The sequence below is a fragment of the Candidatus Avelusimicrobium alvi genome (assembly GCF_958451995.1).
Taxonomy (GTDB): Bacteria; Elusimicrobiota; Elusimicrobia; order Elusimicrobiales; family Elusimicrobiaceae; genus Avelusimicrobium; species Avelusimicrobium alvi.
This window is the reverse complement of record NZ_CAUDSG010000039.1, coordinates 1-14,519: the sequence shown is the minus strand read 5'-3', so window position 1 is coordinate 14,519 and position 14,519 is coordinate 1. Positions and strand designations below refer to the sequence as shown.

Below are 14,519 nucleotides of genomic sequence, written 5' to 3'. Positions count from 1 at the left end.
CTCCTTCCATCCTGATGGGAATGGCCTAAATATCCCCGGAGAAAAGAGTTTAAGCAAGGCATACGAGGGGATACGACCCAATAGGGCTTCTCCCAATTTATCAAAAAAAAAAAACGCGTCAAGGCCCCTTTCAGGGGGTGGCTTTCTATGCGGAACCATCCAACTAATGGAGCCACACTGTTTAAACAATGTTGCCAAGCACCGTAACAGCGAGCCCAATACGCCGCCCGCAGGGTTCCGCCTTGAGGCGTTTTATAAACACGGCTAAGACCTGCATAAAACGACAAAACGGATACGACACCGGGCCGGGCAAAATCCGCGCCTCTGCGGCGTAAAAATATCCCGGCCCCGTGTTAAGGGGCCGGGATATAAATGCGTCCGTAAGACTTATCTAGTCCGTCAGTTCGTCCATTTCAGGCGAAGCCAAATCCTCCATTACCCCCATGGGGGAACCCGGAGGCACGCCCGGACCGCCGTCCATCATCGGGCCGCCTTTGGGGCCGGAACCCATCTTGTGCGGACGGGGAGCCATGTCGGGCTCAAACAGTACGTCCAGGTCGCCTTCGTCGGCAATCAGCGCGTCGGTCTTTGCGTCCACCCACGCCTTTTTGGCTTCGGCGGAGCTTTGTTTATCAAGCCCCTGTTTCATGCGTTCCAAACGCATTTTAAATTTGCCGAGCTGTTCTTCTTTGAATTTAATCTGCTCATCGCGGATGGAAGCCACTACGGCCGCAATTTCGGCTTTTTTGGCGTCTTTCTTTTTACCGGGTTTGAGCTTGTTATATTCGGCCACTAATTTTTCCACTTTTTCTTCGGTGGCTCTCATTTTGGCCTTGTGCGCCTTGCGGGCTTTTTTAAATTCTTCCGCACGGGCGTCTTTGTTCATTTTCTGCTTGCCGGGCGTCGCAGCGGCGGCTTTGCCGTCTTTACGCATCGGGCAGTTGTCGCCTTTGCAGTCGCGCGGGCCTTCGGCAAAAGCCGGAGCGCACAACAAAGCAAGAAGCGAAGCAATCATCAGTTTTTTCATATCCCCTCCAAGTTTTAGAATTCCTGTTCAAACGCGTCCAAATCGTCCGCGAAAGCCAGGTACTCTTCGTCCAAATTTTCGCTCATATACGCAATTACTTCTTTTGCGTCCAGAACGGTTTTGTCCGGATGCAGGCCCGCCAGGACGACAAAAATGCCTAACCCCAACAGAGCGGTGCCTGCCAATGCCGGTTTCCAGCCGGCAAAAAACGATTTGCGGCGCGTGGTTTTGGCAAACAATTCTTCCACCACCGTTACGGGAGCCGCCGGCGCGGCCAGCGCTTCGTCCGTGCGGCGGATAAAAGCCAGCTCCGCCCGGCACGAAGGACAGCCGTCCAAATGCTTCTCAAACCCGGCCTTCCGCTCGCCGCTAAGTTCATCGGATGCGTACAGCATCAAATCCTCGCAATACTTCATAGAATTACCTCTCGCGCGGCTTCTTCCTGCGCCGCCAAAATCCGCTGCATTTTTTTCACCGCCCGGTGGCAGTCCGCCAGCACGGTGCCCAGAGGGCGGTTTAACAATTCCGCTATTTCTTTAAAAGACAAATACTGGCGCAAGTAAATCATTTCGCGCTGGCGCTGCGGCAGTTCCAAAGCCGCGCGGCGTATTTCTTCTTCCGTTTCGCGCCCGGCCAATCCCTCCAGCGGGGAGGCTTCGCCGTCCGGCAGCGTGTCGTGTAAAAAAGCGTTGCCTTCTTCATCCGTCTGGTCAAGCGAAGAGAGTTTGTCCCGGTCTCTGAAAAAATTTAGCACCCGGTTGCGCGCCGTTAAAAACAGCCACGATTTAAACTTTCCCCGGGGTTCATATTTATCCGCGTGCTTAAACAGCGAGATAAACACTTCCTGAAACAAATCTCCGGCGGCGCCTTCATCCTGCACCATCGTCATAATATATTGGTACAGAGAGTTCTTGTAGCGGTACACAAGCTCTTCAAAGGCTTCGCCCGAACCGGATTTAAAGAGCAGGACGAGTTCGTCGTCCGTTCTTCCGTTCAATTTTGGATCCATATTCTTATAACCCCATTTCATCCTTTTTTATTGCAGGGCTCTTCCCGCCCCGCTTCTTTATATACAGCGTCCCCGGGCGGTGAAAGTGCATTATGTTCGCACCCGGCCGCCGCGCGTATAAAAACGATTCCCTTTTATACTGTACCAAACCAACGGGCAATCGGCGCGGGAAAAAAAGGATTATAAAAAATATAAAAAGTTTTTACATCCCGTTTAAAAAACTGGTATAATAAATGAGTAATATTTTTACGGGCGCATTCATATATTCAAACGCCCGACGAGAAAACAATGAAATACAACGCTTGCTGGTCCAAACATAACATTGAACGTTCCGTGCTAAACACTATTTTTAGCATGCCGATGTTTGTTATGTATAAGGGACCGGGGAGTGTTTGTATATAATTGTAATGTAGAAGATTTATTTTTATTATACAAACCCGCCCTTTAGAAATGAAAGGGCGGGTTTTTTATGGCTGTTGAGACAGAGGAAAAGGAAAGAGAATGAGAAAAGTAATCGCGTCGTTGGTAAGTGTCAGTTTAATAGTGCTCAGCGCAGCACCGGCTCCCGCCCAGGTACCGCAGAAAATTGTACGCGGGGTAAAAGCCATTACAAGGTCCGGCGTGCAAAAGACCGTTGCGCCGCACCTCGCCTTACCTTCGGCCGCCCGCGGGTTTATCGCTCCCGCCGGGGCCGCCAGCGGCGTTTTACGCCAGGGCGTTTCCGTTCAGCCGGACTTGTCGGCCTCCGTTTCCGCGGCGCTGCCCCAGGAAAACCTGCAAGACCTGCGCATTGGCGTAGAAACCGTTGCCGTAAAAGCGGTGATGGGGGAACAGCTTACTTACGCGCAAATCCGCGAACGGGCTGCCCGGGGCAACACCCGCCATCTGGCCGCGCGCATTCTTTCTTACCCCAATGAAAGCGTCCGCAAAGGGATGCTTCGCAATGAATTTGTCCAAGCCGCGCTGGCGGGCAACGCTTCCGCCGGCCAAATCAGCCGCGCCGCCGAATTTTGGCGCACAGACCTGGCGTCTGCGCTGGAAGCTTTTTCCACTCTGCCCGAGGGGGATTTAAACGCCCTCTTTAACGCCTATGCAAAAGGAGACGCCGCCGCGGCCTGCGCCAGCGAAGCGCTGGCCGACGCGGCCGCCCTGGGCCTGTTCGGCGCGGAAAAAGACGCCGAGCTGCTGCTTGCCTTCTACCGCAAAGCCGCCGCTACGCCGCTTGAACCGCTGGCCGCCGCCACCGCCGCAAGAGCCTTGCTGCGCCTGGGCGCGGCAGAGGAACTTTCCGCGCTGGCCGAAGAAGCCGCGCCTCAGCCCGAACTGTGGAACGGTATTTTGGCCTATGCCCAAACGCACGGCATCGCGCTGCAGCTCCCCGCGCAAAGCGGCGCATCCGCCCCGGCAGCGGCTTTCCGCCCCGCGCTTGAAAAATTCGGCAAAGTCAATGTCTTGGCCGCCGACCCGTCCGCCGAAGCCACCCGCTTATATATGAATTTGGGCCGCACCGCGCCGGCCGTCCGGCCTGCCACTGCGCAGAAAAACACGCCGGAGCCGGCAATCTCCGTGCCCGAACTGCCCGCCCTTAATCTGGCTGACCCGGCCGCGCTTCAAGCCGGCGCGCTTGACGTTCCCGCGGGGGAAAGCGTTTCCGGCGCAGACGCGTCCGGCCAAGCGCAAACTCTTACGGCGCTTCAGCAGGCCGCCCGCCGCACCGGCTCGTCCGGCACGCGTTCCTTTCAATTTTTAGCCCGCAGCGAAAAACCGGCGGCGGACAATTCCGGCGTACTCTACGGCGGGATTCCCGTGCCGGCCCTGTGGCAAAACGCCAAAAAAGCTTTTGCCGCCGTCAAAAAAGCGTTTGTTAAAAAACCCTCCGGCGCGGCCCCCGTGCGCGAGCCCGCTTCCGGGCTTGCCGGCACGTTTCAGCGCGCCAGCTTATATTTGGCCGCGGCGGTGATGGGGCTGGAAGTGGCCACGCCCGTTATCGCCAACTTCGGCACAAGCTTCGGCCTTTCGCTCAGCGACAATATCCTCGTCGCCGTAGCCACTTATTTGCCGTACTCGGTGGGGGCGTTCTTTTCCAACTGGCTGAAAGGAAAAATCGGCCGCAAAGCCTCTATGAACATCGGCCTCGCGCTGATGGGGGGCGGATTTACGGCGGGAGTGCTGCTCGGCCTGGACGGCTCCTTTATCCCGTGGGCGGATACGATGGCGCATTTTTACAGTATTTTGGCCAGTATTACAACCGCCAGCACGGGGGGCGTGCTCGTGCACAACGCCGTGGGACCGATGATGACGGATTTAAGCGCGGGCGCGGGCGAACTGTCGCTTCAAAAAAGAAACGCCAACACCGAACTCAGCCGCGCGCTGGGGATGGCGGCGTCCTTTGCGTTCCCGTTCCTGGCCACCAAAGTGATGGGGATGGACTGGAGCTTTACGTTTGCGCTTCCCATTCCGCTGGTGGCGGCCGCCGCGCTGGGCATCAATCTGGCCAAAATTCCCAACACCAAACCCGTGCTGGAACCCAAAGCCGCGCCGGTTCCCGCCGCCGCGCAGTCCGGCCAGAGAAACCGCCGCGCCTACCAGCTGACGTCGTCTTTCCAAAACAACAGCTACATCCGCCTGTTTAAAGAAGAAAAAGGCGTGGCCGCGCTGCTGACGGGGCTGTTTATTATGAACGCGGTGGAAATGTCGTTTAACAACGGCTTTCTGTTCCTGCTGCCCTCTTTAACCAACGACCCGTCCTCGCAGTATCTGTTCGGGCTTACGCAGTTTGCCGCGCCCTTCCTGCTGGGGCGTTACCTGGCCGGGAGCTTTTTAAAATGGTTCCCCAAAAACAATATGAGCGTGGCCACGCTGCTGGCCGCCGCGGGGGGACTTGCGGCCCTGCCGCTCTCCCACAACGTCTATGCGCTGACGGCGGCGCTGTTTGCGGCGGAAACGGGCATTTCCACGGCTTTTACGCTGGCTTTCGCCCGCACGGCCAAAAACAACCGCACGCAGGACCGCGTAATCTCGCTCATCGTAGCCAGCGCCATTTCCTGCGCGTTCGGCCCCATGCTGCTGACCAACCTGGCCGAAGGATTTATGAACGCGGGGCTTTTTTCCAGCGCCGGGGCCACCACCGCCGCGCTGATTGGCGTGCCTTCCGCGCTGTCGCTCCTGTCCGCCGCGCTCTTCAGACGCATTGAACGCACCCAGGCGGCCGCGGGCCAGGCGCAGGCCGTCCGCACCGCCGCCAACGGGCCCGGCTGGTTCAAAAAACTTTTAAACCGGCTGCGCGGCAATAAAAAACCGCTGGAAAATAATTAACTTCCGCCGTACACGAAAAGACCGCTCCGGCATACAGCCCGGAGCGGTTGTTTATTATACGAAAATACGGTAAAAAGCCCCGTTATCCCCGTTTATTACGCGGGCCGCCTGGAAAGGCGTACCCGGCACCTGACGGTATAAGGAACGTCCCGCCTTCTAAAGAAAGCGGGACGTTGTATTCACATTCCCCCGAAAATTACTCGTAGCGAAGCGCGTCTATAGGCGTCAGCTTGGAAGCTTTATAGGCCGGGTAAAACCCGAAGAATACGCCCGTGGCCGCCGAAAAGCCGACGGAAAGCAGAATGGAAAACAAACTCAGCTCCGCCGGGATAGACGTGGCTTTCGCCGCCACCACCAGCGTTACGCCCACACCCAGCACCACGCCAATCAACCCGCCGATGCAGGACAGCGTAACCGCTTCGGCCAAAAACTGCAGGCGGATGTCCGCGCTGGTGGCGCCAATGGCCATACGAATGCCGATTTCGCGCGTACGCTCGGTTACGGACACCAGCATAATGTTCATTACCCCAATGCCGCCCACCACCAGGGACACCACGCCGATGACCCCCAGCAAAAGACTCATCGTCTTGCTGGCTTCTTTAGCCTGTTCCACAAACGAAGCGAAGTCATCCAGCTGGAAGTCGTCCTTGGCAAGCGGATGAATGCGGTGCGTATTGCGCACGGCGTTTTGGATGTCGGTCTTGGTGTCTTCAATCGTATTAAAATCTTTCACGCGGATAATCACGCGGTCCAGCGCGCGGCGGTCCGAACTGTTCCAGCCGGTGTTCATTTTTACTTTGCCGGTGGTGTAGGGAATCAGGGTGCCTTCGTCCATATCAAACCCCATACCGCCCTGGCCGTTCTTTTTCATCACGCCGATGACGGTGAACGGAATTTCGTCAAAAATAACGGTCTTGCCGATGGGGTCCACGTCGTTGAAAATGGTTTCGGCCACGGTGGCGCCCAGCACGGCCACCTGCGCATAGGAATCCACCTCGCGCTCCGTAAATTCCCGTCCGGAGCCGATTTCCCAATCGTACGTTTTAAAAATATCCGTATCGGTGGCCAGCACGTCTATGGAAGTGGAGGTGTAGCCGTATTTGACGTCAAAGCCCGAGCTGATGTAAGGCGCGGCGGCCTCCACGCCCGGAATTTGGCGGATGGCGCGCACGTCGTCCATCGTAACGTCTTTGGGGGAGGAAATGCTCTCGTCCAAATCCCACGGCTGGCGCAAATACAAAATGTTGGTGCCAAAGCGCGAAAACCGCTCCGCCATACTCTGCTGCGTGCCCGAGCCCACGGCCAGCATGGTAATTACCGCCGCCACGCCGATGACGATGCCCAAGCTCGTCAGCGCGGCGCGCATTTTATTGGCGGAAATGGCCTTGAGGGAAATTTTTAAAATAGATAAAAAAGTGTCAAACATATCACTTTACCTCATCACTTACTTTTTGGCCGTCTTTAAATTTAATCAGGCGGCCGGCGTATTCGGCGATGTCCGGCTCGTGCGTAATTAAAATAATGGTTTTGCCCATTTCTTTGTTTAAACGGGTGAACAGCTCCATCACTTCCACGCTCATTTTGGTATCCAGGTTTCCGGTCGGCTCGTCGGCGAAGATGATGGGCGCGTCGCACACTAACGAACGCGCAATCGCCACGCGCTGCTGCTGGCCGCCCGAAAGCTGGTTGGGCAGATGGTCCGCCCGTTTTTCCAGCCCCACGGCTTTTAATGCTTCCAGCGCTTTTTCGCGGCGCAGGTGGGCCGGAGTGTGGTTGTAAATCATCGGCAGTTCCACGTTTTCCAGCGCGGTGGTGCGTTTAATCAGGTTGAACCCCTGGAACACGAAGCCGATTTTGCGGTTGCGCACGCCGGCCAGTTTAGATAAATCCGTCGCCGTTACGTCAATCCCGTCCAGCAGATACTTGCCGCGGGTGGGCTTGTCCAGGCATCCCAAAATGTTCATAAAGGTGGATTTGCCGGAGCCAGACGGGCCCATCACGGCCACGAATTCGCCCTTTTCCACGCTGACGCTTACGTCGTTAAGCGCGCGGACTTCCACATCGCCCAGCCGGTAAATTTTAAATAAATTGCGCGTGTCAATTAACGCCATACGGCCTCCTAGCGGCGTCTGCCGGGGCGGGGCGGACGCATGGAGTCTTCGGCGGAGGAAGCGCCGCTGTTCTCTTTCACGGCCACTCTGTCGCCTTCTTTCAGCTCGCCTTTGACAATTTCGGTATCCGACGAGCCGATAATGCCGATGCTGACGTCCACGCGGTGCAGCGGGCGGCCGGGCTCCACCAGCCACACGCCCGTGGAGGTATACTTTTGGGTATTAGACGCCGGAGCAAACCGCAGCGCTTCGTTGGGCACCAGCAAAACGTCTTTTTTATCCTGCGTGCGGATGGTAATGGTGGCGGTCATACCCGGCATAAATTTGCCCGAGGAGTTATCCACGTCAATCACCACGGTATAGGTGGTATTGCTGGAGGAACTGCCGGAAGAAGACGAGGAGGACGACGCGGAATAATTCGTCCGCACCTGGCGCACGGTGCCCTGGAATTTTTCATCCGGGTAGCCGTCCAGCGTAAAATCGGCGGTTTGGCCTTCTTTAATTTTTACCACGTCGGCTTCGGACACTTTGGCCTCAATCTGCATTTTGGTCAAATCCTGCGCCAGGGTAAACATTTCCGGCGTGGAATAGCCGGACGTAAGGGACTGCCCCTCGCTGACGATTTTCGTCAGCACCACGCCGTCAATGGGGGAAACGATTTTGGTATTGTCCAAATCTTTCTTGGCGCTGTCCACGCGCGCCTGCGCCTGAATAACCGCGGACTCCGCCGAATTTAAACTGCTCTTGGCGTTTACGTAGGCCAGCTCGTACTCTTCCAAACTGGATTTGGAAACATATTCCTTGGCGTAGAGTTCCTGGTAGCGCGAGCGGTTGAGCTTGGCCAGGTTATAGGAAATCTTGGCGGCCTCCAGGCTTTCTTTGGCCGAAGAAAGGCTGGCCAGCGCCTGGTCGTAATCGGCCTGGATTTGGGTCGGGTCAATCACGGCCATCAAATCGCCTTTTTTCACCTGGGTGTTGTAGTCCACCAAAATTTGCAAAATTTCGCCGGAAACCAGCGCGCCCACCGTCGTCGTATTGACGGGATTAATCGGGCCGGAAGCTTCCACCAAATCTTCTATATCGCCCTTTTTCACCGCGGCGGTTTTATAGAGCGGCGCGGGCGGCGCGGCGAAAAAATACGCTTTCACAAAATAGGCGGCCGCCAGCACCAGCACGACGAGCAGCGCTTTTTTCCACCAGGCTAAAGCCTTCAGTTTTTTCCACATACGTTTTAACCAATTCTCTTTTTTCATATTAATAAGTCCCCATAGCTTGTTTTACATCCGCCACCGCCGAAGCGTAATCATACCGGGCGGTCAGCAGGCTCAGTTCGGAATCGGTATAAGCGACTTCCGCGTCTTTGAGCTCTATAATATCCCCAATGCCTTCGTTATAGCGGCCGCGGGCCAGGTCCAGGTTTTCTTTGGCTTTTTCCACATTCAGCTCCGCTATCGGAATGCTTTCGGCGGCTTCCTGCATTTTAATGTACGCATTCTGCACTTCCAGAAAAACATCGTTAAGCAGACTGCGGTTGGAATTGAGCGTATTTTCAAGCGAAATTTTAGCCTGTTTTACGCCGTTGTACGTTTTAAATGCGTTAAAAATCGGCAGTTCAACGGAAGCCAGCAGTTTGGTTTCTTCGTTGTCCAAGTAAAAATCATCGCCGTTTTTGGAGAACCCGGCGGAGAAAGAGAACGTCGGGAAAAAGCCGGCTTTCGCCTGATTGAGCTTAATCTGGCCGATGCGCACGTCCGTCCGGGAAGAAAGCACGTCCGGGCGGTTGGCGTAAGCGGTCTGCACGGCTTTGTCAAAAGGCATATCAAAGGTTTCAAACGAAACGATGTCTTCCACGTCCAGGGTTTGGGGGGTGGTTACGCCCAGCGAGTTGGCCAGCTGCGCCGACGCGCTTTTTACCAGGTTCTTGGCGCGGATGAGGCTGAGCTCTTCGTTATTCAAATTCACCTCGGCGGTGGTAACGTCCACTTTCGGGCGCAGGCCCAGGCGGAAATACTCCGAAGAACGCTCGTACTGGTCCTGATACAAATCGCGCGACTGCGTGCGAATCGCCACGGCGCGCACGGCGGAAAGCAGGGAATAATAATTCTTCTTAACCGTGCGGATGATGTCGTTTTTTACGCTGTCCAAATTCAGCTGCGCCTGCTCCAGCGCCAGCTTCTGCATTTTGACGTTGCGCGCAATATCGGTAATGCCGCTTAAAGAAAGCTGCGCCTGCGCATAGACGTCGGAAGAGCCGTGGTCCGTACGGGTGGAGCCGGCCGTTTTGCCGTTGTTATACCCCTGGCTCGCGCCGACGCTGGCCGTGGGCAGAAATTCCGCCTTGGCCAGGTTTAAATTCACATACGCGTTTTGCAAAGTTAACTGCGCGCTGACGGCCTGCGGGCTGTTGGCAAGCGCAATCCGGATGCAGTCCTCCAGCGTGAGTTTGCCGTGAATATCCGGCAGCGGTTTTCCGTCCGCGCCCAGCGGCGTTATGGCGGGTGCATCGTCCTTGGCGGGCGGCGTTACCGCGTCTTTGGCGGCTTCGGAGGCCGCGGAAGCGCCGTCCCCGGAGTCCGGCAGCGGGGCAATCACTGCGCCCTGCGCCGAAACGCCGAGCAATAAAACGGCGTATATAAGGAAAAAGCGAAAAATGTTCATAATAATATTATATAAAGTTGCCCCGTCTCCCCAGGGCACAAATTAGCATTAGACGGTTTTGAACCGTCTTTATTCTAACACGGGAAAGAGAAATTTTATTGCACCCGTTCGCACTGGGCGGGAAACCGCCCGCAGTACCAGCCGCACACGTCCGTATCCTGCGGGAACATGGTGCAATAGGTATTGGGCTTGGCGGTTAAATCGTACGCCGGGTTCGTACAGCAGTTCAGCGTCCGGTCCGCACAGCGGCAGTCCGTCTGCGCTCCGCCCGGAGCAAAATGGATGACGTCCGCCTGGTCCGGGCCGGGGGCGGAAGCCGTCAGCTGGTTTACCCGGCCGTCGCCGTCAAAAAACCAGGTGCGGTCTTTTTGGCTGAAATACTGGATTTGGTCTTCCGGACCGAACCCCAGCCGTTCATATCCGCCGCCTATCCGGTCAATACGGGTCAGCACCAGCGCAAGCGTGGGGAACTGGATGATTTCCACACTTTCGCCGCCGGGCAAGGTTTCTTTGCGGCAGGCGGAATGCGTATTATAGGTACACTTTTCCCGGGCCATATTGTAGCGAAGCCGCGGGGAGGGAACGCCGGACGCGGCGGAATTGTCCGGATATTCTTCGGCGGGTATTGCGGCGCGGTGTTCGTCCGTCTGGGAAACGGAAGGCGGCCGCACCGGCGCGCGATGCGTCAGGCGTTCCCACGCGTATACGCCCAGCGTTAAGGCTCCCGCCAGTATCGCCGCCATCAGCGGCACCGCCCACAAGGCCGTTGTGAAATTCGTTTTTTCGCTCATATACTCCCCTGTTAAAATTGTATGTTACCATTATATAATATCTCTAAAAACAAAGGCCGGGCCCCGGCCGCCGGCATACGGGGCGGTTTTTTACAAGCCCGGCGTGCAACCGCCAAACGCTTTGTACTATAATATAGGTATATATGTGGAAAACCGTCGCGCTGTTGTGCGCGTCCAATTTATTTATGACGATGGCCTGGTACGGGCATCTGAAATTTAAAAACCGGGCTCTTTGGCTGGTGATTGTGGCCAGCTGGGGGATAGCGTTTTTTGAGTATTGCCTTCAGGTGCCGGCCAACCGTATCGGAAGCGGTTACTTTTCCGTTACGCAGCTTAAAGTAATGCAGGAAGTGATTACCCTGGCGGTATTTGCCGGGTTTTCCGCCCTGTATTTTAAGGAAAGCCTGAAGTGGAACCATCTGGTGGGTTTTATACTGCTGGTGGCGGCCGTGTTTTTTGTATTTAAAAAATGGTAAGGAACACCCATGAAAAACAAACACAGACTTTTTATTAAAATGGCTGAACTCGTGGCCGAACAATCCACCTGCTGCCGCATCCAGGTGGGCGCGGTGCTGGTGAAGGACAACCGCGTCATCAGCATCGGATTTAACGGCACGCCCACCGGCCAGCTGCACTGCGAGGAAAACTTCCGCGCCGTGTACGAAGAAAATTACAAAGACAAATTCCCTACGTACGAAGATTTTGTGGCCAGCCGCACCTTTTACGATTTGCACGGCAAATGGTCCGTGGAGAACGAACTGCACGCCGAACAAAACGCCATTGCGTTCGCCGCCAAAAACGGCATTTCCACGCAGGGCGCGGCGGTATACGTTACGTGGTCCCCTTGCGTGCACTGCGCCAAGGTAATCGTCAGCGCGGGGATTAAAAAAGTGTTCTACAAAAATATGTACGACCGCAGCCAGGAAGGCATTGTGTTCCTGGCCAAAAACGGCATTGAATGCCGCCAGCTGACCGACGAGGACATCGCCGCCGCTTAAATATCCGGTTTCGGCCCGGACCATATTTTACTATAATGGAATTATATGACCAAACAAATTACCGCTTCCGTTGAACATAAAGATATTATCGTGTCGTTTCTTTCCGGCATCATTGATTTTTGCAAAAGAAATAAACAGGGCGTTCTGACCGCTTTGGTTATTTTGGTGCTGGCCGCCGTCATCGGCTCGTTCTATTCCAACCACCTTAAAAAGGTTACACAGGATTCCTGGGCCGGCTATTACACCGCACAGGTTGCGCTTTTAAGCGGGGAGGAACAGGAAGGATTTAAATTAATTGACCAGCTGACCGAAAAATACCCGGGTACCGACGCCGCGCAGTACGCCGTATTGTTAAAAGGGGACGTACTCTACGCCGCCGAAAACTATGCCCAGGCCGCGGACGCGTACAAAACGCTGTCCGCTTCCAAAAACCCGACGGTGCACACCGTGGCCGCGCTCTCGCTGGCGGCTTCGCAGCAGGCCTTGAAAGATTACCAGGCCGCCGCCGACGGGATGAACGGATTTATACAAAATAATCCCAAAAGCTTCGCCTTGCCGCAGGCTTACCTGACGCTCGCCATGAGCCAGGAACTCGCCGGCAACAAAACCGAAGCGTTAAACGCTTACAAACACCTGTCGGAAGCGTACACCAACACCTATTTCGGCGCCGCAGCCAAAGACAAAATGGCCGAACTCCAAAAATAATTTGCCGCACACCCCGCCCGGAAACACCATACCCGGACGGGGTTTTTGTTTGCCGTACAACCCCCAAACAACAGAGGAAAAGAATGTATAAGAAACTAACCGCCGTACTGCTCTTATCCGTCCTGCTGGCCGATGTCTCTTACGGCGCGGGATTTGCCCTGTACGAATTCAGCGCCCGCTCCACCGCTATGGGCGGCGCCGCTATGGCCAACGAAGCCGAACCCGCTTCGCTCGCCGTCAACCCCGCACTTATCACCGAGCTGGAAGGCACGCAGGCCCAGCTGGGTTTAACCGCCGTTACGGCGGACGCCACCACCAGCGTGGCCGGCCAAACAAGAAGCCTGAAAAACGACGTTTGGTATCTGCCTAATTTTTTCATCACCCAAAAATGGAGCGACCAGGTTTCGTTTGGTCTGGGCGGATTTTCCCGCTACGGCCTGGGCGGCGAATATCAAGACCCCGTAACCTCCTGGGTCGGCAGCAACCTGGCCTATAAAGTGAAACTGGAAACATTTTCTTTTACGCCCACCATCGCCGTAAAAGCCAGCGACGAGTTTTCCGTCGCGATGGGTTTGGAGGCCATGGTCATCAGCTTTGCCCAAAACTCATATTTTAACCTTGACCCGTCCAACAGCGGCAATTACGAAATCAGCGGTTCCGGCGTAAGCTGGGGGGGAAACTTCTCGTTTATTTACAAACCCGAATGGGCCGAAAAATGGGCGCTGGGCGGTATGTACCGCACCAAAGTAAAACAGAACTTAAACGGCCGCATTAACGCGGACGGAAAGAGCTTTCCGCGGATTAATATTCACGGGGCTGATGCCGAAGGCTCTATTTCTTTGCCGGACAGCATTTCCGCCGGAATTGCCTTCCGCCCGACCGACGCCTGGACCCTGGAAGCCGGAATCGTGGGCACCTTCTGGAGTTCGTATGACCAAATCCTTATCCAATATACGGACAGCGAAAGCAGCCCCGTTATCCGCAATAAGAAAAAATACAAAGACGTGTACCGCCTGAACTTCGGCACGGAATATAAGCTCAATCAAAATTGGGCCCTGCGCGCCGGATACGTGTATGACAAATCCCCGATTAACAAACACGAAATGGACACGCTCGTCCCGGTGGACGACCGGCACATCGCCAGCATTGGCGCAGGCTACAAAACCGATACCTGGAGCATAGACTTTGCTTATGCGCACATCTTCTCCAGAGATTTAAGCGGCCGCTCGGAACAGCTGCAAAATTTGCCGGTCAAATACACCGACGGAAAAAGCGATATGTATGCGCTGACGTTCGGGTATAAGTTCTAAGTTTTACCCACACAAAAAACCCGCTCTAAAGAGCAGGTTTTTTTATGCTAAGCCGACTAAGGCAGGCGGTACACATTACCCGATATCAATACGCCGCCCATGCTTTTGCACACTTTGTGCGCGGCCGAATTCGCAGCATGACAATGCGTTTCCCCGGCATAGGTGGGGCTGTGCGTCAGGTATTTGGTGTAATATAAGGCGGCAGTATTGTTGATATACACACGCCCGTCCACCCGGTCCTGCCTGTTGGTAGAATGCCAGGTGGTGCCCCCCGCGTTATAGTCGTACCAAATCTTGCCGCAGTCAAGCCGCCCGGCACCCGCCTGTTTACACCCGGACACATCGGAAATATCCAGCATGGTGATATTATCCGGCGCGTATTCCCCGTTGGCCAAATAATAAACTTCTGCCGCGTCCGCAATAGTGCGCACGGTAGCCATCGTCGTGGCCAGGCGGGATTTTAGGACGGCCACCTGATACTGCGGCACCGCAATCGCCGCCAAAATACCGATGATTAATACAACTACTAATAACTCTATAAGCGTAAATCCGAGGTTTTTCTGCACGGGATATATCCCCCTATTTATATAAGTTG

The 14,519-nt window shown here is 55.3% G+C and carries 15 protein-coding genes; 6 read left to right on the top strand and 9 right to left on the bottom strand.

Translation table 11 applies throughout. The features are described from left to right. Positions 1 to 268, top strand: a 268-nt coding sequence (locus ACQY36_RS06995) for a hypothetical protein (RefSeq protein WP_428078527.1), incomplete at its 5' end; no start/stop codon positions are given. Between the two features lie 123 nt (positions 269 to 391). Here ACQY36_RS06995 and ACQY36_RS06990 read toward each other — a convergent pair. From ACQY36_RS06990 to ACQY36_RS06980, 3 genes are read right to left on the bottom strand one after another with little or no spacing between them, the layout of a single operon-like run. Next, positions 392 to 1,027 carry a hypothetical protein gene (locus tag ACQY36_RS06990; protein WP_428055870.1) on the bottom strand — a complete coding sequence of 212 codons (636 nt, stop codon included), beginning with the start codon at positions 1,025 to 1,027 and terminating at the stop codon, positions 392 to 394. A 14-nt stretch (positions 1,028 to 1,041) separates the two neighbouring features. After that, positions 1,042 to 1,443 carry an anti-sigma factor family protein gene (locus tag ACQY36_RS06985; RefSeq protein WP_428072174.1) on the bottom strand — a complete coding sequence of 134 codons (402 nt, stop codon included), beginning with the start codon at positions 1,441 to 1,443 and terminating at the stop codon, positions 1,042 to 1,044. Next, positions 1,440 to 2,036 carry an RNA polymerase sigma factor gene (locus tag ACQY36_RS06980; RefSeq protein WP_428055866.1) on the bottom strand — a complete coding sequence of 199 codons (597 nt, stop codon included), beginning with the start codon at positions 2,034 to 2,036 and terminating at the stop codon, positions 1,440 to 1,442. The genes ACQY36_RS06985 and ACQY36_RS06980 overlap by 4 nt, the downstream gene beginning before the upstream one ends. A 501-nt stretch (positions 2,037 to 2,537) precedes the next feature. Between ACQY36_RS06980 and ACQY36_RS06975 the strand changes: the two genes are divergently transcribed. After that, positions 2,538 to 5,351, top strand: coding sequence for an MFS transporter (locus tag ACQY36_RS06975; protein ID WP_428078525.1), 2,814 nt, complete (start codon positions 2,538 to 2,540; stop codon positions 5,349 to 5,351). A gap of 196 nt (positions 5,352 to 5,547) precedes the next feature. On the opposite strand, the gene ACQY36_RS06970 is transcribed toward ACQY36_RS06975, so the two are convergent. The 5 genes from ACQY36_RS06970 to ACQY36_RS06950 form a co-directional block, all read right to left on the bottom strand. After that, the gene (locus tag ACQY36_RS06970) at positions 5,548 to 6,777 is read right to left on the bottom strand and encodes an ABC transporter permease (RefSeq protein WP_428055862.1); all 1,230 of its coding nucleotides are present in this window, start codon (positions 6,775 to 6,777) and stop codon (positions 5,548 to 5,550) included. Between the two features lies 1 nt (position 6,778). After that, a complete protein-coding gene (locus ACQY36_RS06965) occupies positions 6,779 to 7,462 on the bottom strand; it encodes an ABC transporter ATP-binding protein (RefSeq protein ID WP_428078523.1) in 684 nt (227 codons plus the stop codon). 8 nt (positions 7,463 to 7,470) lie between these two features. Continuing rightward, a complete protein-coding gene (locus tag ACQY36_RS06960; protein ID WP_428071786.1) occupies positions 7,471 to 8,715 on the bottom strand; it encodes an efflux RND transporter periplasmic adaptor subunit in 1,245 nt (414 codons plus the stop codon). Between the two features lies 1 nt (position 8,716). Next, positions 8,717 to 10,120 (bottom strand): TolC family protein, encoded by a 1,404-nt coding sequence (locus tag ACQY36_RS06955; protein WP_428071787.1) that lies wholly within the window; start codon positions 10,118 to 10,120, stop codon positions 8,717 to 8,719. A gap of 95 nt (positions 10,121 to 10,215) precedes the next feature. Then, entirely contained in the window at positions 10,216 to 10,911 is a 696-nt protein-coding gene (locus ACQY36_RS06950; protein ID WP_428078521.1) for a hypothetical protein, read from the bottom strand. A gap of 143 nt (positions 10,912 to 11,054) precedes the next feature. Here ACQY36_RS06950 and ACQY36_RS06945 point away from each other — a divergent pair, with 143 nt between their 5' ends. The 4 genes from ACQY36_RS06945 to ACQY36_RS06930 all read left to right on the top strand — a co-directional run bounded on the left by ACQY36_RS06945 (position 11,055) and on the right by ACQY36_RS06930 (position 13,924). Continuing rightward, the gene (locus tag ACQY36_RS06945; RefSeq protein WP_428055852.1) at positions 11,055 to 11,387 is read left to right on the top strand and encodes a DMT family protein; all 333 of its coding nucleotides are present in this window, start codon (positions 11,055 to 11,057) and stop codon (positions 11,385 to 11,387) included. 9 nt (positions 11,388 to 11,396) lie between these two features. Further along, entirely contained in the window at positions 11,397 to 11,909 is a 513-nt protein-coding gene (locus tag ACQY36_RS06940) for a deoxycytidylate deaminase (protein WP_428055850.1), read from the top strand. A 45-nt stretch (positions 11,910 to 11,954) separates the two neighbouring features. Then, positions 11,955 to 12,614 carry a tetratricopeptide repeat protein gene (locus ACQY36_RS06935; RefSeq protein ID WP_428055848.1) on the top strand — a complete coding sequence of 220 codons (660 nt, stop codon included), beginning with the start codon at positions 11,955 to 11,957 and terminating at the stop codon, positions 12,612 to 12,614. An 83-nt stretch (positions 12,615 to 12,697) separates the two neighbouring features. Further along, positions 12,698 to 13,924: an OmpP1/FadL family transporter gene (locus ACQY36_RS06930; protein WP_428055846.1), complete on the top strand. Its 1,227-nt coding sequence runs from the start codon at positions 12,698 to 12,700 to the stop codon at positions 13,922 to 13,924. A 56-nt stretch (positions 13,925 to 13,980) separates the two neighbouring features. Here the strand turns inward: ACQY36_RS06930 and ACQY36_RS06925 are convergent, their stop codons facing one another. Further along, on the bottom strand, positions 13,981 to 14,490 hold the full coding sequence (locus ACQY36_RS06925; protein WP_428078519.1) for a type IV pilin protein: 510 nt from the start codon (positions 14,488 to 14,490) through the stop codon (positions 13,981 to 13,983). Between the last annotated feature and the right edge of the window lie 29 nt (positions 14,491 to 14,519).

What these genes read in the sequence shown, in the direction of transcription:
- ACQY36_RS06935 (WP_428055848.1), top strand. Translation starts at nt 11,955, where the DNA reads ATGACCAAACAAATTACCGCTTCCGTTGAACATAAAGATATTATCGTG.
- ACQY36_RS06945 (WP_428055852.1), top strand. Translation starts at nt 11,055, where the DNA reads ATGTGGAAAACCGTCGCGCTGTTGTGCGCGTCCAATTTATTTATGACG.
- ACQY36_RS06990 (WP_428055870.1), bottom strand. Translation starts at nt 1,027, where the DNA reads ATGAAAAAACTGATGATTGCTTCGCTTCTTGCTTTGTTGTGCGCTCCG.
- ACQY36_RS06950 (WP_428078521.1), bottom strand. Translation starts at nt 10,911, where the DNA reads ATGAGCGAAAAAACGAATTTCACAACGGCCTTGTGGGCGGTGCCGCTG.
- ACQY36_RS06985 (WP_428072174.1), bottom strand. Translation starts at nt 1,443, where the DNA reads ATGAAGTATTGCGAGGATTTGATGCTGTACGCATCCGATGAACTTAGC.
- ACQY36_RS06955 (WP_428071787.1), bottom strand. Translation starts at nt 10,120, where the DNA reads ATGAACATTTTTCGCTTTTTCCTTATATACGCCGTTTTATTGCTCGGC.
- ACQY36_RS06975 (WP_428078525.1), top strand. Translation starts at nt 2,538, where the DNA reads ATGAGAAAAGTAATCGCGTCGTTGGTAAGTGTCAGTTTAATAGTGCTC.
- ACQY36_RS06960 (WP_428071786.1), bottom strand. Translation starts at nt 8,715, where the DNA reads ATGAAAAAAGAGAATTGGTTAAAACGTATGTGGAAAAAACTGAAGGCT.
- ACQY36_RS06970 (WP_428055862.1), bottom strand. Translation starts at nt 6,777, where the DNA reads ATGTTTGACACTTTTTTATCTATTTTAAAAATTTCCCTCAAGGCCATT.
- ACQY36_RS06965 (WP_428078523.1), bottom strand. Translation starts at nt 7,462, where the DNA reads ATGGCGTTAATTGACACGCGCAATTTATTTAAAATTTACCGGCTGGGC.
- ACQY36_RS06940 (WP_428055850.1), top strand. Translation starts at nt 11,397, where the DNA reads ATGAAAAACAAACACAGACTTTTTATTAAAATGGCTGAACTCGTGGCC.
- ACQY36_RS06980 (WP_428055866.1), bottom strand. Translation starts at nt 2,036, where the DNA reads ATGGATCCAAAATTGAACGGAAGAACGGACGACGAACTCGTCCTGCTC.
- ACQY36_RS06930 (WP_428055846.1), top strand. Translation starts at nt 12,698, where the DNA reads ATGTATAAGAAACTAACCGCCGTACTGCTCTTATCCGTCCTGCTGGCC.